The sequence below is a fragment of the Dokdonella sp. genome, assembly GCF_051958935.1.
GTDB lineage: Bacteria > Pseudomonadota > Gammaproteobacteria > Xanthomonadales > Rhodanobacteraceae > Dokdonella_A.
Genome location: NZ_JBQCFP010000175.1, coordinates 1 through 16659, shown reverse-complemented (window position 1 = coordinate 16659; position 16659 = coordinate 1). Strand labels below are relative to the sequence as shown.

The window sequence follows — 16659 nt, the reverse complement described above, 5'->3', positions numbered from 1 at the left end:
TTGCTACGCGAGGGGCCAGCCTGAGGCTGTCCAAATTCGTTCCCGACGAATTTGTCGAACCCGCGAAACGGTTTGACCCGTTTACACACTTTCCAGGCGTGCTCCTTCAACCACTCGGACACCTCTCCGTAACGAATGCGGTGAAACGAGGTCCGCCGCACGCGCGCCCGCTCGGCGGGCCGCGCAGGATACTAGCAGGTACAGGCGGTTACAAGGGCGCAGGACGCGGGAGGCGTGCGCATTCGCACGGGAAAAGTCCTTCGGTCGGGTGCGGGAATTCGCTCGCGTTCTCGTGCAGGGCTGTCTCTAGAGAAGCATCGTGTTGTCGCCCGCTCTCCTGCGCCGGCATCGGAGCAAGGCATATGCGCAAGCGGAGCCCGTCATGCCGGAGAACACCGCAATCCGGTTCCGTGCCGGGGCCCGAGAAGCCGGCCCGGGCTTCCGCCGGGTCGTAGGCCGTACGAGCAGCAAGGCCTCCCCGAAGGGAGGCCCTGCATGCGTTGCCGCAACGTCTCAGCGTGCGTGCTTGTGGGCCTTGGACGTCGACCGCTGCGGCCGTGCCGGTGCGGGTCGCGGGCTCGACGGCGTCGCGTCGACGGTGACGTCGTCGATGAACACGTTGCCGTCGATGCCGGTGCCACCGGCGTCATCATATTGGTACTGGAAGCGGATGACATGGACTGCGCCGTTCGCGTACGCGCTGATGTCGATCGACCGCTGCTCGAAGTCGACGTCGGGGGTCGCACTGCTGACATCGAGCGTGTCGATCGCATTGCCGTCGATCGACACCGTCAGCGTGCCAGCGGCGTCGGGCACGCTGTCGATGAGGCGCCAGAAGTTCAGATAGCGCGGCGCACCGGACGGGATCGTCACGCTCTGCGCGATGTGCTGGATTTCCGCCCCGCCCTCCCAGCCGCCGAACCACGTGACCCAATGACCGCCATGGATCGGCAGCCCGTCGAAATCGGCGAGGTCACCGTAGAAATTGGTGCCGCCATCGGCACCTGCGTTGCCGTCCAGGCTCTCCCACGACGGGTTCGCGCCGCCATCGGTGGTGGTGGATTCGAACCCGGGATCCTGCACCGGCTGGACCGCTTCTCCGCTGCCGTCGAACCCATCGACGAAGATGCGGTCGTCGCCTGCGCAGGTCACGCTGACGTTGGTCACGTTCGCGCCCGCGATCGTGCCGCTGCCGTTCGTGACGACGCAGGTCTGCGGCGGCGTGGCCGGCTGCGTTGCGACGGTGACGGTGTAGGTCGCGCCGTTGACCAGGCCGCCCGGGAACGTGAATGCGCCGTTCGCGGCGACGGACTGCGACTGCGCACCACCGTTGAGGGACAGACCGACGCTGCCACCCGTGAGGCCGCTCACCGTGCCGCCGACGGTGAATGTAGGCGTAGCCGCGCAGCTCACCGCGACGTTGGTCACGTTGGCCCCGGCGATGGTGCCGCTCCCGTTGGCCACCGAGCAGGTCTGGCCCGACGGCTGCGTGCCGATCGTGACGATGTAGGCAGAGCCGTCGGCGAGCGCGGTCGGAAACACGAACGGCCCATTCGAGGCGACCGCAGCGGTTTGTGCGCCGGCATTGAGCGAAAGCACGAGCCCGCTGCCGGTGAGGCCACCCACCGTTCCGCCGACCGTGTACGTCGCGCCGCCACCGGTGCAGGTCACGTCGACATTGGTCACGTCCGCGCCGGTGACGGTGCCGTTCGCATGGGCGAGCGTGCAGGTCTGCCCGCTCGGCTGCGAGGCGATCATCACGGTGTAGACGCTCGCGTCGGCGAGCGCACCCGGGAACGCATACGGCCCGTTCGCGGCGATCGGCAACGCGGCGCCGCCATTGAGCTTGAGCGCGAGTCCGCTGCCGACGAGGCCGGCCACGTGCCCGCCGACGGTATGGGTCGGCGGCGGCGGCGTGCTGCACGCGACGGCGATGGTGGTGACGTTCGCCGCACCGATCGCGCCGTTGCCGTTCGTCACCGTGCAGACCTGCCCCGGATGCGCGGGCGGGTTCGCGACCGTGACCGCGTAGCCGGTGCCACCGGCGAGCGCGGACGGGAACGCGAAACTGCCGTTGACGCTGATCGCGAGGTCGTTGGCGCCATTGAGCTGGAGCACGAGGCCGCTGCCGGCAAGCCCCGTGACGTTGCCGCCGACCGTGTAGGTGCCGGCCGCCGCGGGGATCGTGAAGTTGGCGTTGGAGATGTCGAAAAAGACGTTGCTCGCGCAGGCGACGCTGACGCGCGCCTGCGTCGTCGCGACGTCCGGCACCGTCACGTTCGCACTGCCGGAGTTGGCGACGCCGCTGGCAAGGCTGTAGGGGAACGTCTGGCCGCCGTCGGCGGACAGGGCGATGTCGACCGAAGCGCAGCTGACCGGCGCGGCCGTCGTGTTGGCGACGTCCCAGGTGACCGACTGCGTGCTCCCTTGCGCCCATGACACCGCGGTATTGGGCGTCGTGACCTGGAACGGCCCGGCCGTGTTGACGACGTTGACCGTGACATCCGCACTCTGCGTCGTGCCGTGCGCGGGACGTTCGTCACGCGCGGTCAGGCGGAACTTCAACGCACGCGTCGTCGTCGGCAGGGTCTCGCCCTTGATCGTCGTCCCTGTCAGCACCGTCGACAGCTTCGGGAACATGCGCGCGCCGCTCACGGTCGGCGGCCAGGCGCGGAATATCGGGCTCGAGCCGTTGTCCCCGGCGGACAGCGCGGCGGCGGGGCCCAGATCCCACTCTTCCCATGAGTACGTGACCGTGTCGCCCGCGTCGGGATCGTTCGCCGTGGCGCTCAGCACGAATGGCGTGCGGGCCGGAATCGTGTAGCCACTCGGCATGCTGCCCGCATCGATCACTGGCGCATGATTGTCGTTGGTCGTGTTGGCCGAACAGTTGCCGCCCGCATTCGTGTAGTTGTTGATTTCCTGCAGGCTGATCGCGTGGAAATACGGATCGGAATGCGGCTGCAGGTCGTCTGCGGCACAGATGCCCGCGTACGCCATGATCGTGGTGCCGCTGCCGGGCTCGTACGCGGTCGGGCCGTTGCGGTTGCCGCCAGAGCAGTTGCCGCCGGTGCCGTTGAACGGATGGTTGCCACCGAACTGGTGGCCCATCTCGTGCGCGACGAAATCGATGTAGAACGCATCGCCCGTCGGATTGGGCAAGCCCGTGGTGCCGCGCGCCTTCGATCCGCCGCAGACGACGCCGAGGCCGGCAACGCCACCGCTACCGGTGGTGAACACGTGGCCGATGTCGTAATTGGCGGCGCCGATCACGCCATTGATGACCGAGGTGGAGTTGTTGATGACGCCGGTGCCGTTGCTGCCGAACGGGTCGCCGGTCGCGCTCGCATACATGAGCAGGTCGTTGTTCGGCACGAGCGCGAGCGAGATCGACAACTCCGTCTCGTACACCTGCGTGACGCGGTTGACCGCGACCACCGTTGCCGACAGGCCGCCGGCGACCGTGCCGCCGCCGACCGCGGCGATGTACTGGTGGTTGGCCGCGACCGCGGCGCGATAGACGCGGCGGTTGACGCCGGTCTGCGTCATCGGCGTGTCCGGTACGAGGTTCCTTCCGGCCGGGTCGATGCCCTGCTCGTGCACTTCACAGCGACCGATGCCGCCGGGTACTTCGAGTTCGGCGCGGCTGAAGCTCAGGTAATGCGTGCCGCCGCCGAGCGTCTCGGGCCGCACGACCCAGATGCCGGCCGGGTCGAACACCATCGCCTGGAAGCCCATCGGCGACACGTCCAGGCGCACGGCGCGACCCTGCGCATCGCTGCCCTTGAAGCTGAGGATGTCCGGATATTTGCGCTGCAACTCGGCCGGCATCACGCCCGAGTCGACCACCATGAAATCGGCGTAGCCGCCATCGGGCTGCGGCAGGGCGATCCCGGTCGCGATGCCGCTTTCGTGTGCCGACCGCAGGTGGCGCGCGACACCGACGGTGTCGAGCGTCAGCGAGCGGAATGCCGCCGGATGCGGCGCGTCCGGAGCCGGACTGCGTGAAACATCATCGTGCCAATACGCCTCGGTGGGCCCCGCCCACGCCGTCGCCGTGGTGCACAGGCCGAGCACGAGCAGGCCGGCCTTGATCGAATACTTGTTCACTCTCGCAACCCCCATTCGCGCGAACACGGAAGTCCCTGCATGGCGGTCGTCGCGTGCGCCCTTCGAAGGAACGAAGCGCGACGAACCGGGTCCCCAGTCGACCCGGTGACGGTAGCAGGACGCGCCCGGCGGGGATTCCGCCGGACGGAGGGCACGGCGCAAAGGCGACTCCGCCGCATGGCGGAGGCCTCAGGTCGGGTGCAGCCAACCCGATTCGCCGTCGGCGTAGTGCTCGTTCTTCCAGATCGGCACGCGGCGTTTCACTTCATCGAGGATCCAGCGGCATGCGTCGAACGCCGCGCCGCGGTGATCGGCGCTGACGCCGACCCACACGGCGAGATCGCCGATCGCGAGCGTGCCCACGCGATGCACGCAGCGCGCCTCGCGTATGCGAAACCGCGCGCGCGCTTCCTCGAGGATGGCTTCGCCTTCGACGAGCGCGAGTGCGGCGTACGCCTGGTAGTCGAGGCGATGCACCGCGCGGCCATCGTTGTGGTCGCGCACCCAGCCCTCGAAGCTCGCATACGCGCCGGCCGCGGCATGATCGAGCGCGGGCCGCTCGGCGGCGACGTCGATCGGGGCGTCGCTGAGGCGGAAGCGTCGGTCGGTCATGCCACTGCGCGTCAGCCGCCGCTGACCGGCGGCACGAAGACGACCTCGTCGCCGTCCGCGAGCGGGCGATCGAACTCGACGAACGCCCCGTTGACGGCGACGCGCAAGCGCTCGATCGCGAAGGCGAAGCCGTGGGCCGCGGCGACTTCGGCGTACAGCTCGCGCGGCGTGCGCGCGGCGCTGTCGCGCGCTTCCGCGCCGCATCCCGCGCGATCGGCGAGGCTGGCGAAATACAGCAGCTGCACCTTCACCGCGCGCGTCCCTCGCGCACGTCGCGCTTGCCGCCGCGTTTCTCGGCCAGGCGCACGCCGTCGATCACGATCTCGTGCGAGAGCGCCTTGCACATGTCGTAGACGGTCAACGCGGCGACGCTCGCGCCGGTCAGCGCCTCCATCTCGACACCGGTCTTGTGGCTGAGCGCGACCGTGCAGCGCACGAGCAATTCGTCGTCGCCGGCGAAGGCGATCTCGATGCGGCAATGTTCGATGGGCAGCGGATGGCAAAACGGAATGAGCTCGTGCGTGCGCTTGACCGCCATCGTGCCGGCGATGATCGCGGTATCCACCACCGGACCCTTTGCCGACTGCATCCCCTGCGCGCGCAGCGTGCGCGCGACCGCCGGCGGGAAGCGCACGCGCGCCTCGGCGGTCGCCTCGCGGCGCGTGACGGCCTTGGCGCCGACGTCGACCATGCGCGGCCTGCCCTCTTCGTCGACGTGCGTGAGCTTCGCCATTCAGCCTCCGATCGAATACATCTCGACGCGTTCGCGCTGCGCGGCGACCGCTTCGCTGCGCACCTCGCTGTAACGATCCCCGCGCGCACGCCACACCGCCGCGACCAGGCCGGCGAGCGCGGCGTCGTCGGCGCCCGCGCGCAGCGGCGTGCGCAGGTCGCAACCCGTGGACGCGAACAGGCAGGTGTAGAGTCGTCCATCCGCCGACAGGCGCGCACGCGAGCAGTCGCCGCAGAACGGTTCGCTCACCGAGCTGATGAAACCGATTTCGCCGCCGCCGTCGGCGAACGCCCAGCGCCGCGCGACCTCGCCGCCGTAGTTCGGCGCGAGTTCGACCAGCGGCCAACGCGTGGCGATGCGCGCGCGCAGCTCCGCGCTCGGCACGACCAGGTCGCGGCGCCAGTCGTTGCAGGTGCCGACGTCCATGTACTCGATGAGGCGCACGATGTGGCCGCTGCCGCGGAAGTGGTCGAGCAGATCGAGCACCTGGCCGTCGTTGGTGCCGCGCATGACGACGCAATTGATCTTGAGGCGGGTGAAACCGGCGCGCTCGGCCGCGGCGATCGCGGCGAGCACGTCGGCGACTTCGCCGCGGCCGCCCGACATCGCGCGGAACGTGTCCGCATCGAGCGTGTCGAGGCTGATCGTGATGCGGCCGAGCCCCGCCTCGCGCAGTGCATCGACGTGCGCGGCGAGCAGGCTGCCGTTGGTGGTCAATGCGACGTCCTCGATGCCGGGGATGCGCGCGAGCGCGCGCACGAGCACGGGCAGTTGGCGGCGCAGCAGCGGCTCGCCGCCGGTGAGGCGCAACTTGCGCACGCCGAGCCCGGCGAATGCGCGGGCGAGCCTTTCGATCTCCTCGAAGCGCAGGCGATCGGCCTTGCCGAGGAATTCGTGGTCGCGCGGATACTGGTCTTCCGGCATGCAGTAGGGACAGCGGAAGTTGCAGCGATCGATGACCGAGATGCGCAGGTCGTGCAGGCGGCGGCCGTGCCGGTCGAGCCGCGGCGTCGCCGGGTCGCCACCTTCCACGCGAACCGGAATCGGCGCGCCCATCAGACGGCTCCCGGCAACGCGCGCCCGAGCGGCGGCGCGAGCGCGACGAGATCGCCGCGGCGCGCGACGCGCAGGCCACGCCGCTCCATCGCCGCCGCGTCGGACTCGCTCGCGTAGTGATAGAGCATGAAGCGCTGCAGCAGACCGGCCGGATACTCGCGCCCGAGGTCGTCGAGGCCGGTATGCGAGGGATTGCCGTGCAGCGCGCAATCGTGCGCGACGAGTTCGCCGTTGGCCGCGTGCACGGCGAGCATCTCCGGCACCGGGCGCGTGTCGCCGGTCCAGACGAAACTCCCCGCGAGCGCGAGCCCGAACGAGGTGTTCGGCGCATGGTGGCGCGTGGCGAACACGTCGAACCACAATCCGTCGCACCAGAAGCCGCGCGAACACGGCACCAGGCGGAAGCTGTCCCAGAAGTTCGCGCCGCCTTCGGCGAGCACTTCCGGATAGTCGGCGACGCGCGATTGCAGCAGCGGCACCAGCGCCGCGTGCGCGTGGATGCGCGTCCGGCCGCGCAACGCCTCGTCGAAATACGTGCGATAGAACAGCCGCTCGAGCCCGGCGACGTGGTCCATGTGCGTGTGCGTGACGTACAGCGCGTGGGGCGGCGTGCCGTAGTGGTCGAGGTAGGCCGACAGCGCCTCCGCGCCACAGTCGATCATCAGCAGCGGCGTGCCATCGCGCTCGAGCACGGCGCAGGCGGAGCCGAGTTCGGGCGCCTGCGCGCTACCCACGCCGAGGAAGCGCAATGCGAGGTTCATGGCGCCGCCTCCGTCCCGGCGAGCGCGCGCCGCGCCATCGCGTCGTGGTAGGCCGCGAGCAGCGGATGCCAGAAGCGCGATTCGAAGCCGTCGAGGTGGCGCGCGCCGAGCTTGCGCAGCGAGCGCAGCAGGCGCGCGAGGTTGGCCTGCTGCCATGTGAAATGCGGCTTGCGCATGCGGCCGCGGTCGAAGTCGATCAGGCTGACGCCGCCGTCGCCGCCAACGAGCACATTGTGCGCGTTGAGGTCGGCGTGGAATGCGCCGGCGCGATTGAAGCGCGCGACCGTACCGACGATGCGCTCGGCGAGCCGCGGGTCCAGCTCGCCGCGTGCTACCCGCGCCGCGAGCGTCTCGGCGCCCTCGATGCGCCGCGTGAGCAGGTCGGCGCGATAACCGAGACCGCTGCGCCGGTAGCACGCCGCGACCGGCAGCGAAACCGGCAGGTGCAAGTCCGCGAGGCGCGCGAGCAGGTCGAACTCGCGAAACGCGCGTGTGCGCGCAGCGCCCGTCCAGACGTACACGTCGGCGCTGACGCGCGCGGCGAGTCCGACACGGTGGTAATGGCGCAATGCGCACGCGCCGGCCGGCGTGTCGACGAACACGACGCCGCCGCGGCCGCCGGCGGCGCGGCCGAGCAGGCCCCAATGGGCAGCGTCGAACCACTCCGCCGTCGGCACCGCGCCGAGCGCGGCGTCGTAGACGATGGCGCCATCGGACATCGATTGAACTTGCACCTGGATCATGCGTCTGCCAAGTTCCCACCTCTTGCGCCCCACCCGGCGCGCATCGTCCGTAGATGGTAGCAAGCACCGCATGGAACAAGCTGCAACGGCCGGCACCGAGCCGGCATCCCTTTGCCTGTTGCGCACCTCGGCGATCGGCGACGTCACCCACGTGGTGCCGATGGTGCGCACGCTAGAGGCGCACTGGCCTGGCACGCGCCTGACCTGGCTGATCGGCAAGCTCGAGCACAAGCTCGTTGGCGACCTACCCGGCGTCGAGTTCATCGTGTTCGACAAGCATGCCGGACGCGCCGGTCATCGCGCGGTGCGCGAGCAGCTCGCCGGCCGTCGTTTCGACGCGCTGTTGCACATGCAGGTCGCACTGCGCTCGAACCTGCTCAGCCTCAGCGTGAAGGCGCCGCTGCGCATCGGCTACGACCGCGCGCGCTCGAAGGACCTGCATGGCCTGTTCGTGAACTGCCGCATCGCCGCGCGCCACGGCCAGCACGTGCTCGATGCGATGGCAAGCTTCCTCGAGCCGCTCGGCCTGCGCCAGACCGAGGTGCGCTGGGACATCCCGGTCCCCGCCGAGGCGCACGCGTTCGCCGAACGGCACTTGCCCGGCGACGCGCCGACCCTGCTCGTGAGCCCGGTGTCGAGCCATCGGCTGCGCAACTGGCGGCCCGAGCGCTATGCCGCGGTGATGGACCAAGCCGCGCTCGCGCTCGGCTGGCGCGTCGTTTTGTGCGGCGGGCCGAGCGCGTTCGAGCGCGAGTTCGCCGACGCGATCCTCGCCGGCATGAGCACGCGCCCGCTCGATCTCGTCGGCAAGGACACGCTCAAGCAGCTGCTCGCCCTGCTGCGGCGCGCGACGCTCGTGCTCTGCCCCGACTCCGGTCCGATGCACATGGCGAACGCGGTCGGCACGCCCGTGCTCGGCCTGCACGCGGCGAGCAACCCGGTGCGCAGCGGCCCCTATTCCGACCGCCAATGGTGCGTCGACCGCTACGATGCGGCCGCGCGCAAGTTCCGCCGCAAGCCGGCCGACGCGCTGCCGTGGGGCACCAAGCTCGAATACCCCGGCGTGATGGATCTGATCGACGTCGAGGACGTACTCGAGCGGCTCAGCGCGTTCGACGCTCGCCGGCGCGGTGCGCCTCCCCCGGCCTGATCCGGTTGTATTGGCGGACCGACCCACGTATCATCCGCGGCCCGTTCCGCGGCGCCCTGCGCGGGATTGTGCCAGCAGCGATTCGACCCTCGCGGCGGCGGCAGGTTTCAGTGGAGAGGTGGCAGAGTGGTCGAATGCGCCGGATTCGAAATCCGGTTTACGGTTATGCCGTAACGTGGGTTCGAATCCCACCCTCTCCGCCAGTTTCCAAGCAAGGGGCCGCGAGGCCCCTTGTTCATTTCCGGCGTCGCCACGTCGGCGCCCCGCGACAGCGAGCGAGCCATGAGCACGATTTCGACCCCGGTGTCCTTCGGCGAGCTGATCGACAAGATCACGATCCTCGAGATCAAGGCCGAGCAGATCCGCGATGCGGCGAAGGTCGCCAACGTGCGCACCGAACTCGAGCTGCTCGACGCGACCTGGGCGGCGCATCCGGCATCGAAGACCGACATCAGCGGCGAGCGTACACGCCTGCGCGCGGTGAACCAGGCGCTGTGGGACATCGAGGACCGCATCCGCCTCAAGGAAAAGGCGAAGGCGTTCGACGCCGAATTCATCGAGCTGGCGCGCGCGGTGTACTTCCGCAACGACGAGCGCGCCGCGGTCAAGCGCGAGATCAACGAGAAGCTCGGCTCAACCCTGGTCGAGGAAAAGTCCTACCAGGATTACCGCTGACGCCGAACACATCCTCCTACGTGGGCTAAGTCCCCTTGCCGTACGCGGCGAGTCCGGCAGCGAATGCGCGTGTGCGCGGATGCGCTTCGCCGTAGACGCGGCGGCTCGTCGCGAGCGCTTCTTCGCGCAGCGCGCGTGCTTCGTCGGGCGCACTCGTTTCGACGATGCCGGCGAGCAGCCAGGCCACTTCGGCCATCCTCACACTGGCCGCCTCGCTGCTTGCGGCGAGCGTCGCGCGGGCCGCGCGCGCGAGCGCTTCACCCTCCTCCCGCCGGCCGCGCTCGGCGAGCATGGCGCCATACGCGGCATCGGCCCAGGCGAGGAACGCGAGGTCGTCGGGCGAATGCGCGAGGTCGGCGCGGCTGTCGGCGAGCGTCGCTAATGCCGCGGGATCGTGGGCACGCCATTCGGCGAGGCCGAGCATGAGCTTGGTGCGACCGCGCCGCGGCACCTTGCCCGCGTCCATGATCACGCGCGCTTCGCGCAGGCTCGCGATCGCCGCGGCATCGTCCCCGGCGGAATACTGCGTCGTGCCGAGGGCCGACAATGGAATGGCGATCATCGGCGCGCCCGCCTGCAGGGTCGCGCGCGCCTGTGCGACGGTCGCGGCGAGCGTCGCGAGCGCGAGGTCGAAATGCCCGGTGTAGAGCTGCGCGAGGCCGAGCACGTTGTCGACGTAGATCGCGCGCGCGTGGCCCTTGCCGAGCGTGCGCTCGAGCATGTCGTGGGCGCGCGTGGCGAGTTGTTCGGCCTGCGCATAACGCTCCTGGTAGAGCGCGTCGCTGGCGAGATTCATGAGGTCCATCGCGATGTCGGGACTGTCGGGCCCCTCGATGGCCGTGCGCTCGGCGAGCGCCGCCTCGTGCATGCGCTGCGCCTCGGTGCGATCGCCGGCGAGATTGGCCATCTTGGCCAGTCCCGTAAGCGCCTCGATCCGGTCGCGCCCGTAAGCCGGTCCCGCATCGCGCAGGATCGCGTAGGCCTGCTGGTAGGCGGCGCGCGCCGCATCGGTGTCGCCGGCCTCGCCCGCCGCGAGCGCGAGCGCGGCGAGCGCGACGCCGAGCTGCGGCGCATCGGCGCCATGCAGCGCGCGCATCTGCGCGACGCTGCGCTCGAGCAGACCGCGCGCGACCTTCGGTTCGCCCACGCGCGTGAGCACGTTGGCAATCGTCGCACGCAGCTCGGCCTGCACGTCGGGCGCGTCGGGGAACTCGGTGTCGAGGCGCTGCGCCGCATTGCGCAGCAGTTCGACCGGGGTGGTGCCGCCGCGCTGCGCCTGGTAGGGGTTGGCGTCCTTGAACAGCGATGCGAGGAACGCCTGCGCGTGCTCGGCACGCGCGGCCATGCGCGTGGCGCGCTGCGCCTGCCACAGGGCGACCGCGGCGACGCCGAGCACGGTGGCCACGGCGATGCCGGCGACCGCGACCGCGGCACGATGGCGCCGCACGAAACGCGTCGCCGAGTAGACGAAGCCGGGCCGCACGATCGTCAACGGACGATCTTCGAGCCAGCGATGCAGGTCCTCGCGCAGCAGCGCGACCGACGCGTAGCGGCGTGCCGGCTCGTGCGCGAGCGCATGCGCGATGATCCGGCCGAGATCGCCGCGCAGCAGGCGCGGTGCGCTGCGCGGCTCCGCCGTCGTGGCGTGCGCGCGCGATGTCGCGGTGGCCGCCTGGCGCGCAAGTTCGGCGGTGGTCCAGTCGGCGTCGGCGCCGCGAGCCTCCAGCGTCGGCAGGCGCCTGCCGCTGACCAGCTCGAACAGCAGCAGGCCGAGCGCGTGCACGTCGGTCGCGGTACTCGCGCGCTCGCCGCGCAATTGTTCCGGCGCCGCGTATTCGGGCGTGAACACGCGCGTCGCGGGCGCCTGCTCGCTGCGCGCGTCGAGCACGAGGGCGATGCCGAAATCGAGCAGCTTGACCACGCCGTCGGCGCCGACCAGCACGTTGGACGGCTTCAGGTCGCGATGCACGACGAGTTGCGCGTGCGCATGCGCGACCGCCGCGCAGACCTGGTCGAATAACTCGACGCGCGCCGCGACGTCCAGCGCGCGCCGCTCGCAGTGGTCGAGCAGCGGCTCGCCGTCGACGTATTCCATCGCGCGCCAGGGGCGGTCGCCGTCGATGCCGGAATCGACGAACGCAGTGATGTTCGGGTGCGCGAGCGCGGCGAGTACGCGCCGTTCGCGCGCGGCGAGTTCGGCCACGCGCGCGGCGTCACCGTCGAGCAGCTTGAGCGCGACGTGCTGGACGAAGTCGGCTCCGTGGCGTTCGGCGAGGTAGACCACGCCCATGCCGCCGCTGCCGATCCGGCGCACGAGGCGGTAGGCGCCGAAGCGGCGCCCGGCTTCGGCGTCCAGCTGCGGCAGCAAGCGGTCCCATCGCGCGTCGAGGCCTTCGGTGCGCGCGCGCTGTTCGTCGCCGACGAATTCACGTGCCGACGCCGCGAGGTCCGCGTCGGCGGCGGCGACGCGGGCGAGTTCGGCCTCGCGCTCGCCCGGCGTCAGCGGTTCGAGGCGATCGACGAGTGCACGCAGCTCGCGCCAGCGCGCGGCATCGAACAGCGGCGGCGCGGAGCCGCTCATGCGGCGCGCCGCGCGTGGGGGGAGTCGGTGTCGTGCGCCACGCTGCGTCCTGTCGACCGGGCCGCGCGCATCATCGCATCCCCGCAGGCGGATCGCAGCGATGAGAAACGGACCCCGGCGCAAGTCGGCGATCGCCGCACGCAGGGCGCGACCGGCTAGAGATCCCGCGCGACGCGGAAACCGACCCGCGCGCTGCGCGTGTCGATGCGCGCGGCGATGCGGAATGCCGAACGCACCTGGTCGGGATCACTGCCCCATGAGCCGCCGCGCACGACGCGGCGCTCGCAGCCCGGATTGACCCAGGCCGTACTGTCGCGCGGCGCGCGCGTGTAATTGTCGTGCCAGCAGTCCTCGACCCACTCGGACACGTTGCCTTCCATGTCGAACAGGCCGTAGCGGTTTGCGGCGAAGCTGCGCGCCGGCGCAGGTCCCCAGTAGCCGTCGCTGTAATGCGGGAACGCGCTGGTCCAGCTGCGCTTGCTCGGTGAACGGTCGCCCTCGCCGGTGACGTTGGCGACGACGCGATCCGGGTCGCCATCGCCCCAGCTGTAGCGCCCGGCCGAGCCGGCGCGCTCGGCGTATTCGAACTCGGCTTCGGTCGGCAAGCGGTAGCGCTTGCCGGTGCGCGCGGAGAGCCATTCGAGGTACGCGCTCGCGTCGTTCCACGAGACATTGATGACCGGCAGGCCATCGCTCGCACGTTCGCCGCGATAGTCGTTGCGCCAGCTCATGCCGCGGCGATCGGCGATGCGCCCCGAGCTTTCCTCGTAGACCGCGGCCGAACCGAGCTTCTCGGCGTCGCTGACGTACTTCGTGGCGGCGACGAACTCGCGGAACTGGCCGACCGTGACCTCGCTCTGGCCGAGCGCGAAACCCACCGCGATGCGCACGCGCCGCTGCGGCTCCTCGCTGTCCTGGTGGCCGCTCTCGTCCGCGGGCGATCCCATCACGAACTCGCCGGTCGGCACCACGACCAGCGCGGGCGCGCTGCCGGCGACGTCGAGGAAGCGGTCGCGGATCACCTCGCCGGGCGCGAGGCTCGCGTAGAGGCGCGCGTTGCGCAGGCGCAGGTTGAATTCGTCGATGCCGGCGAGATCCGGGCTGATCGCGAGTGCCTTCCTGCCGAGTTGCTCGGCAAGGTCGGCATTGCCCGAGTCGAGCGCGGACCGCGCCTGCGCGAGCACGGTTTCGGCACGCTGGCGGCGGATGCCGTCGACGCGCGAACGCGTTTCGAGCAGCGCCTGCGAGCCGGGACGGATCTCCGACGCCGCGCCGAGGGTCGCATCGGCGCCCGGGAAATCGTCCTGCGCGGCCTGGGCGAGCGCGCGATCGAGGAAGTCGCGTTCGATCGTCGCGAGCCCGGCATCGGCGAGGCGATTGCCCGGGTCGAGCTTCATGACCTCGCGATAGGTCGCGAGCGCATTGTCCTCGCCCGTGCCCGTGAGCTTGCCCGCCTTCACCTGCGACGCGGCATCGGCGAGCAAGGGCACGATCTGGTGCAACGTCTTGACGCGTGCGCGCAGCCCGTCGAGGTCGTCGTCCGTATGCGGCAGGTCGGCGTAGGCCGCGAGGTAGCGCTGCGCGGCCGGTTCGTCGCCGCGATCGATCGCCGCGAGCGCCCAGTCGCGCACGGCGCCGCCGATGCGTTCGAGCGCGGCTTCCGCATCGACATTGTTCGGCGCGGCCACCAGCACCTGGCGGTAGAGCGCGACCGCATTGGCGTCCTTCGGCTCGAACAGCGAGCCCTTTTCCTCCGCCGCACGCGCACGCTTGAGCAGCGCCTTCACTTCCTTCGTGGTCGCCACCGGCGGCCCCATGCGCACTGCGTCGGCGAACGAGGTACCGACGTCGGGCTCGCCTTCGGCCTCCGAGGCCGGCACCGTCGTCGAAGCCGGCCGTACCGCGGACCACGTACCTGTCGGCGGATGCAGGCCGGGCTGGCTCGGCGCGACGGGCTCCTGCGGCTGCGGCTCCACGTGCAGCACGCCCGGGAAGAAACGCCAGACGAGCGCGAACGCGAGCAGCGCGATGCCGGCGGCTCCGCCGAGGGTGTGCTGCTTGCGTGTGACTTCGGTACCGGGCATCGTGGGTCGATTATCGATGCTCGCAGTGGCGCGGTGAAGCCCGTGCGATGGCTGCATGCATCCTACGTACAGACAGGAGTTCCACAGCTTGGCCGAATGGATCGAACGCAGCGACGCGCTGCACCGGCTGCTCGCCGACGTGCCGACGCTGGTCGGCCTCGACACCGAGTTCATGCGCACCGACACCTTCCTGCCGCGCCTCGCGCTGGTGCAGGTGCAGGCCGGACCGCACATCGCGCTGGTCGATCCGACCGCGGACGTGGATCCGGCACCGCTCGCGCGCGTGCTCGCCGATCCCGGCCGCACGATCGTCATGCACAGCGCGGGCGAAGACCTCGAGGCATTGGCGACCTGGAACTGCGCGATCGCGCGCCTGTTCGACACGCAGATCGCCGCGTCATTCGCCGGGCTCGGCGCGGGGCTCGGCTACCAGAAACTCGTGCGCGAGATCACCGGCGTGGAACTGCCGAAGGCCGAGACGCGCTCGGACTGGCTGCGCCGCCCGCTCAGCCCGCAGCCGCTCGACTACGCCGAACAGGACGTCGTGCACCTGCCGGGACTGCATGCGCAACTCGTCGCTCGCCTCGGTGCGCGCGGCTATCTCGGCTGGTTCGAGCAGGACTGAGAGCGCCTGCTCGAGCGCGCGCGCAACCGCGAGCCGGATCCGGAACCGCAGCTCGGCCTGCGCGGCGCCGCCGATTGGCCGCGCGATGGGCAGGCGCTGCTGCGCCGCGTGCTGCGCTGGCGCGAGACGACCGCGCGCGCCATCGACCGGCCGCGTTCGTGGCTGCTCGACGACGCGCACGCGCTCGATCTCGCCGCCCGCCCGCCGCGCGAAACGAACGAACTCGCCGACCGCACCAAGGGACTTCGCGCGCTGCGCAGCGCGCAGCGGAGTGACCTGCTGGAGGTGCTGCGTGCGCCGATCGCGGATGAGGAACGCGAGTTCCCGCCGATCCCGCGTGCGCCCGACGCGCGCGAAAAACAGGTGGTCTCCAAGCTCAAGGAGGCCGTCGTCGCGCGCGCCGCGGAACTCGACCTCCCCGACGGCCTGCTCTGCGCCCGCCGCCACCTCGAAACCCTGCTCGCCACGCGCCGCTGGCCCGCTGCGCTCGAAGGCTGGCGCCGCGAGGTGCTGTACGACGCCCTCATGGACCGCCTTCCGTAGGGCGGCACGCGCAAGGCGCGTGCCGCCGAAGCGCTTCGAACCGGCGGCGGGACCCGCCGCGAGCGCGGCTCGACCCGCCCTGCATGGCCGGCACGCGCAAGGCGCGTGCCGCCGAAGCGCTTCGACGCGCGGCGGGACTCGCCGCTCGCGCGGCTCGACCCGCCCTACATGGCCGGTACGCGCAAGGCGCGTGCCGCCGAAGCCCTTCGGCGCGCGGCGGGACTCGCCGCTCGCGCGCCTCGACCCGCCTTACACGCGCCCGGGGCGCCGGGCACTGCGATGCGCATCGCCGGCGCTTGACAGCCCCGGGGGCCCTACCGGCAGACTCGGGCCATGCTACTTCGTCGCTGCCAGGCCCTGACGGACCGCGCGGTCACCGACCGCGGCGTCGGCGCGTGTGGGACGACGGCCATCCCGACCCGCGCGATTGCGACGACCACGACCACCACGACGACGTCGACGACGACCGTGGTACGGGTGCCCGCGCGCAGCTAGATCCAGAACGCAACGGCCCCGTCCCCCCGCAAGGGAACCGGGCCGCAGCGATCCGCCCGCCTCCCTCGCAACGGGGCCTCCGACCGGAGGCTCACGATGTCCCGCAACGCTCCCGCCCTTCCCGCCGCCGCGGTCTTCGCTGCCGCCGAGCCATGCGCCGCGCACAAGTTCGGCGGATCCAGCCTCGCCGATGCGCACTGCTTCCGTCGCGTCGCGGCGATCCTGGCGACGCAAACCGGCGCGCAGCAGCTCGTCGTCGTCTCGGCGATGCGTGGCACGACCGACGCGCTGATCGCCCTCGCCGACGCCGCCGTGCGTGGCGACGACGGCTGGAAGGCTGAACACGCAAGGCTGCGCGAGCGCCACCTCGCGGCCACACGCGATCTGCTCGGCGAGGACGCCGGTGCGACGCTCGCCTGGCTCGAGCAGGGTTTCGGCGACCTCGCCCATCTGCTCGCCGCACTCGCCGTGCTCGGCACGCCGAGCCGCGA

General features: G+C 70.8%; 14 protein-coding genes and 1 tRNA gene. 6 read left to right on the top strand and 9 right to left on the bottom strand.

Annotation, left to right across the window (positions count from 1 at the left end; all coding sequences use genetic code 11):
- Positions 1-513 precede the first annotated feature (513 nt).
- The 7 genes from ACTHK2_RS16430 to ACTHK2_RS16400 form a co-directional block, all read right to left on the bottom strand.
- Positions 514-4110, bottom strand: a complete 3597-nt coding sequence (locus tag ACTHK2_RS16430) for a reprolysin-like metallopeptidase (RefSeq protein ID WP_440246808.1) — start codon at positions 4108-4110, stop codon at positions 514-516.
- A gap of 189 nt (positions 4111-4299) precedes the next feature.
- Entirely contained in the window at positions 4300-4722 is a 423-nt protein-coding gene (locus ACTHK2_RS16425) for a molybdenum cofactor biosynthesis protein MoaE (RefSeq protein WP_440246807.1), read from the bottom strand.
- A gap of 11 nt (positions 4723-4733) precedes the next feature.
- Positions 4734-4973: a MoaD/ThiS family protein gene (locus tag ACTHK2_RS16420; protein ID WP_440246805.1), complete on the bottom strand. Its 240-nt coding sequence runs from the start codon at positions 4971-4973 to the stop codon at positions 4734-4736.
- Positions 4970-5455, bottom strand: a complete 486-nt coding sequence (moaC, locus tag ACTHK2_RS16415) for a cyclic pyranopterin monophosphate synthase MoaC (protein WP_440246804.1) — start codon at positions 5453-5455, stop codon at positions 4970-4972. The genes ACTHK2_RS16420 and moaC overlap by 4 nt, the downstream gene beginning before the upstream one ends.
- Entirely contained in the window at positions 5456-6511 is a 1056-nt protein-coding gene (moaA, locus tag ACTHK2_RS16410) for a GTP 3',8-cyclase MoaA (RefSeq protein ID WP_440246802.1), read from the bottom strand. It lies immediately after the preceding gene.
- Positions 6511-7272 (bottom strand): MBL fold metallo-hydrolase, encoded by a 762-nt coding sequence (locus ACTHK2_RS16405; RefSeq protein ID WP_440246800.1) that lies wholly within the window; start codon positions 7270-7272, stop codon positions 6511-6513. The genes moaA and ACTHK2_RS16405 overlap by 1 nt, the downstream gene beginning before the upstream one ends.
- Positions 7269-8015, bottom strand: coding sequence for a 3-deoxy-D-manno-octulosonic acid kinase (locus ACTHK2_RS16400; protein ID WP_440246799.1), 747 nt, complete (start codon positions 8013-8015; stop codon positions 7269-7271). The genes ACTHK2_RS16405 and ACTHK2_RS16400 overlap by 4 nt, the downstream gene beginning before the upstream one ends.
- 70 nt (positions 8016-8085) lie before the next feature.
- Here ACTHK2_RS16400 and ACTHK2_RS16395 point away from each other — a divergent pair, with 70 nt between their 5' ends.
- The 3 genes from ACTHK2_RS16395 (at position 8086) to ACTHK2_RS16385 (ending at position 9840) form a co-directional block, all read left to right on the top strand.
- Positions 8086-9165, top strand: a complete 1080-nt coding sequence (locus ACTHK2_RS16395; protein ID WP_440246798.1) for a glycosyltransferase family 9 protein — start codon at positions 8086-8088, stop codon at positions 9163-9165.
- A gap of 112 nt (positions 9166-9277) precedes the next feature.
- Positions 9278-9368: transfer RNA gene (locus ACTHK2_RS16390), tRNA-Ser, on the top strand.
- A gap of 79 nt (positions 9369-9447) precedes the next feature.
- Entirely contained in the window at positions 9448-9840 is a 393-nt protein-coding gene (locus ACTHK2_RS16385; protein ID WP_440246796.1) for a DUF6165 family protein, read from the top strand.
- Between the two features lie 25 nt (positions 9841-9865).
- Here the strand turns inward: ACTHK2_RS16385 and ACTHK2_RS16380 are convergent, their stop codons facing one another.
- Complete coding sequence (locus ACTHK2_RS16380; RefSeq protein ID WP_440246794.1) at positions 9866-12421, bottom strand: protein kinase domain-containing protein; 2556 nt, start codon at positions 12419-12421, stop codon at positions 9866-9868.
- 155 nt (positions 12422-12576) lie between these two features.
- Positions 12577-14505 carry an SUMF1/EgtB/PvdO family nonheme iron enzyme gene (locus tag ACTHK2_RS16375; protein ID WP_440246792.1) on the bottom strand — a complete coding sequence of 643 codons (1929 nt, stop codon included), beginning with the start codon at positions 14503-14505 and terminating at the stop codon, positions 12577-12579.
- Positions 14506-14593: 88 nt separating this feature from the next.
- Between ACTHK2_RS16375 and ACTHK2_RS16370 the strand changes: the two genes are divergently transcribed.
- From ACTHK2_RS16370 to ACTHK2_RS16360, 3 genes are all read left to right on the top strand, one after another.
- The gene (locus tag ACTHK2_RS16370; protein ID WP_440246790.1) at positions 14594-15130 is read left to right on the top strand and encodes a hypothetical protein; all 537 of its coding nucleotides are present in this window, start codon (positions 14594-14596) and stop codon (positions 15128-15130) included.
- A gap of 6 nt (positions 15131-15136) precedes the next feature.
- Entirely contained in the window at positions 15137-15673 is a 537-nt protein-coding gene (locus tag ACTHK2_RS16365; protein ID WP_440246810.1) for an HRDC domain-containing protein, read from the top strand.
- Positions 15674-16264: 591 nt separating this feature from the next.
- A partial coding sequence (locus ACTHK2_RS16360) for an amino acid kinase family protein (protein ID WP_440246789.1) occupies positions 16265-16659 on the top strand: 395 nt, incomplete at its 3' end.

What these genes read in the sequence shown, in the direction of transcription:
- ACTHK2_RS16405 (WP_440246800.1), bottom strand. Translation starts at nt 7,272, where the DNA reads ATGAACCTCGCATTGCGCTTCCTCGGCGTGGGTAGCGCGCAGGCGCCC.
- ACTHK2_RS16375 (WP_440246792.1), bottom strand. Translation starts at nt 14,505, where the DNA reads ATGCCCGGTACCGAAGTCACACGCAAGCAGCACACCCTCGGCGGAGCC.
- ACTHK2_RS16400 (WP_440246799.1), bottom strand. Translation starts at nt 8,015, where the DNA reads ATGATCCAGGTGCAAGTTCAATCGATGTCCGATGGCGCCATCGTCTAC.
- ACTHK2_RS16425 (WP_440246807.1), bottom strand. Translation starts at nt 4,722, where the DNA reads ATGACCGACCGACGCTTCCGCCTCAGCGACGCCCCGATCGACGTCGCC.
- moaA (WP_440246802.1), bottom strand. Translation starts at nt 6,511, where the DNA reads ATGGGCGCGCCGATTCCGGTTCGCGTGGAAGGTGGCGACCCGGCGACG.
- ACTHK2_RS16380 (WP_440246794.1), bottom strand. Translation starts at nt 12,421, where the DNA reads ATGAGCGGCTCCGCGCCGCCGCTGTTCGATGCCGCGCGCTGGCGCGAG.
- ACTHK2_RS16395 (WP_440246798.1), top strand. Translation starts at nt 8,086, where the DNA reads ATGGAACAAGCTGCAACGGCCGGCACCGAGCCGGCATCCCTTTGCCTG.
- moaC (WP_440246804.1), bottom strand. Translation starts at nt 5,455, where the DNA reads ATGGCGAAGCTCACGCACGTCGACGAAGAGGGCAGGCCGCGCATGGTC.
- ACTHK2_RS16385 (WP_440246796.1), top strand. Translation starts at nt 9,448, where the DNA reads ATGAGCACGATTTCGACCCCGGTGTCCTTCGGCGAGCTGATCGACAAG.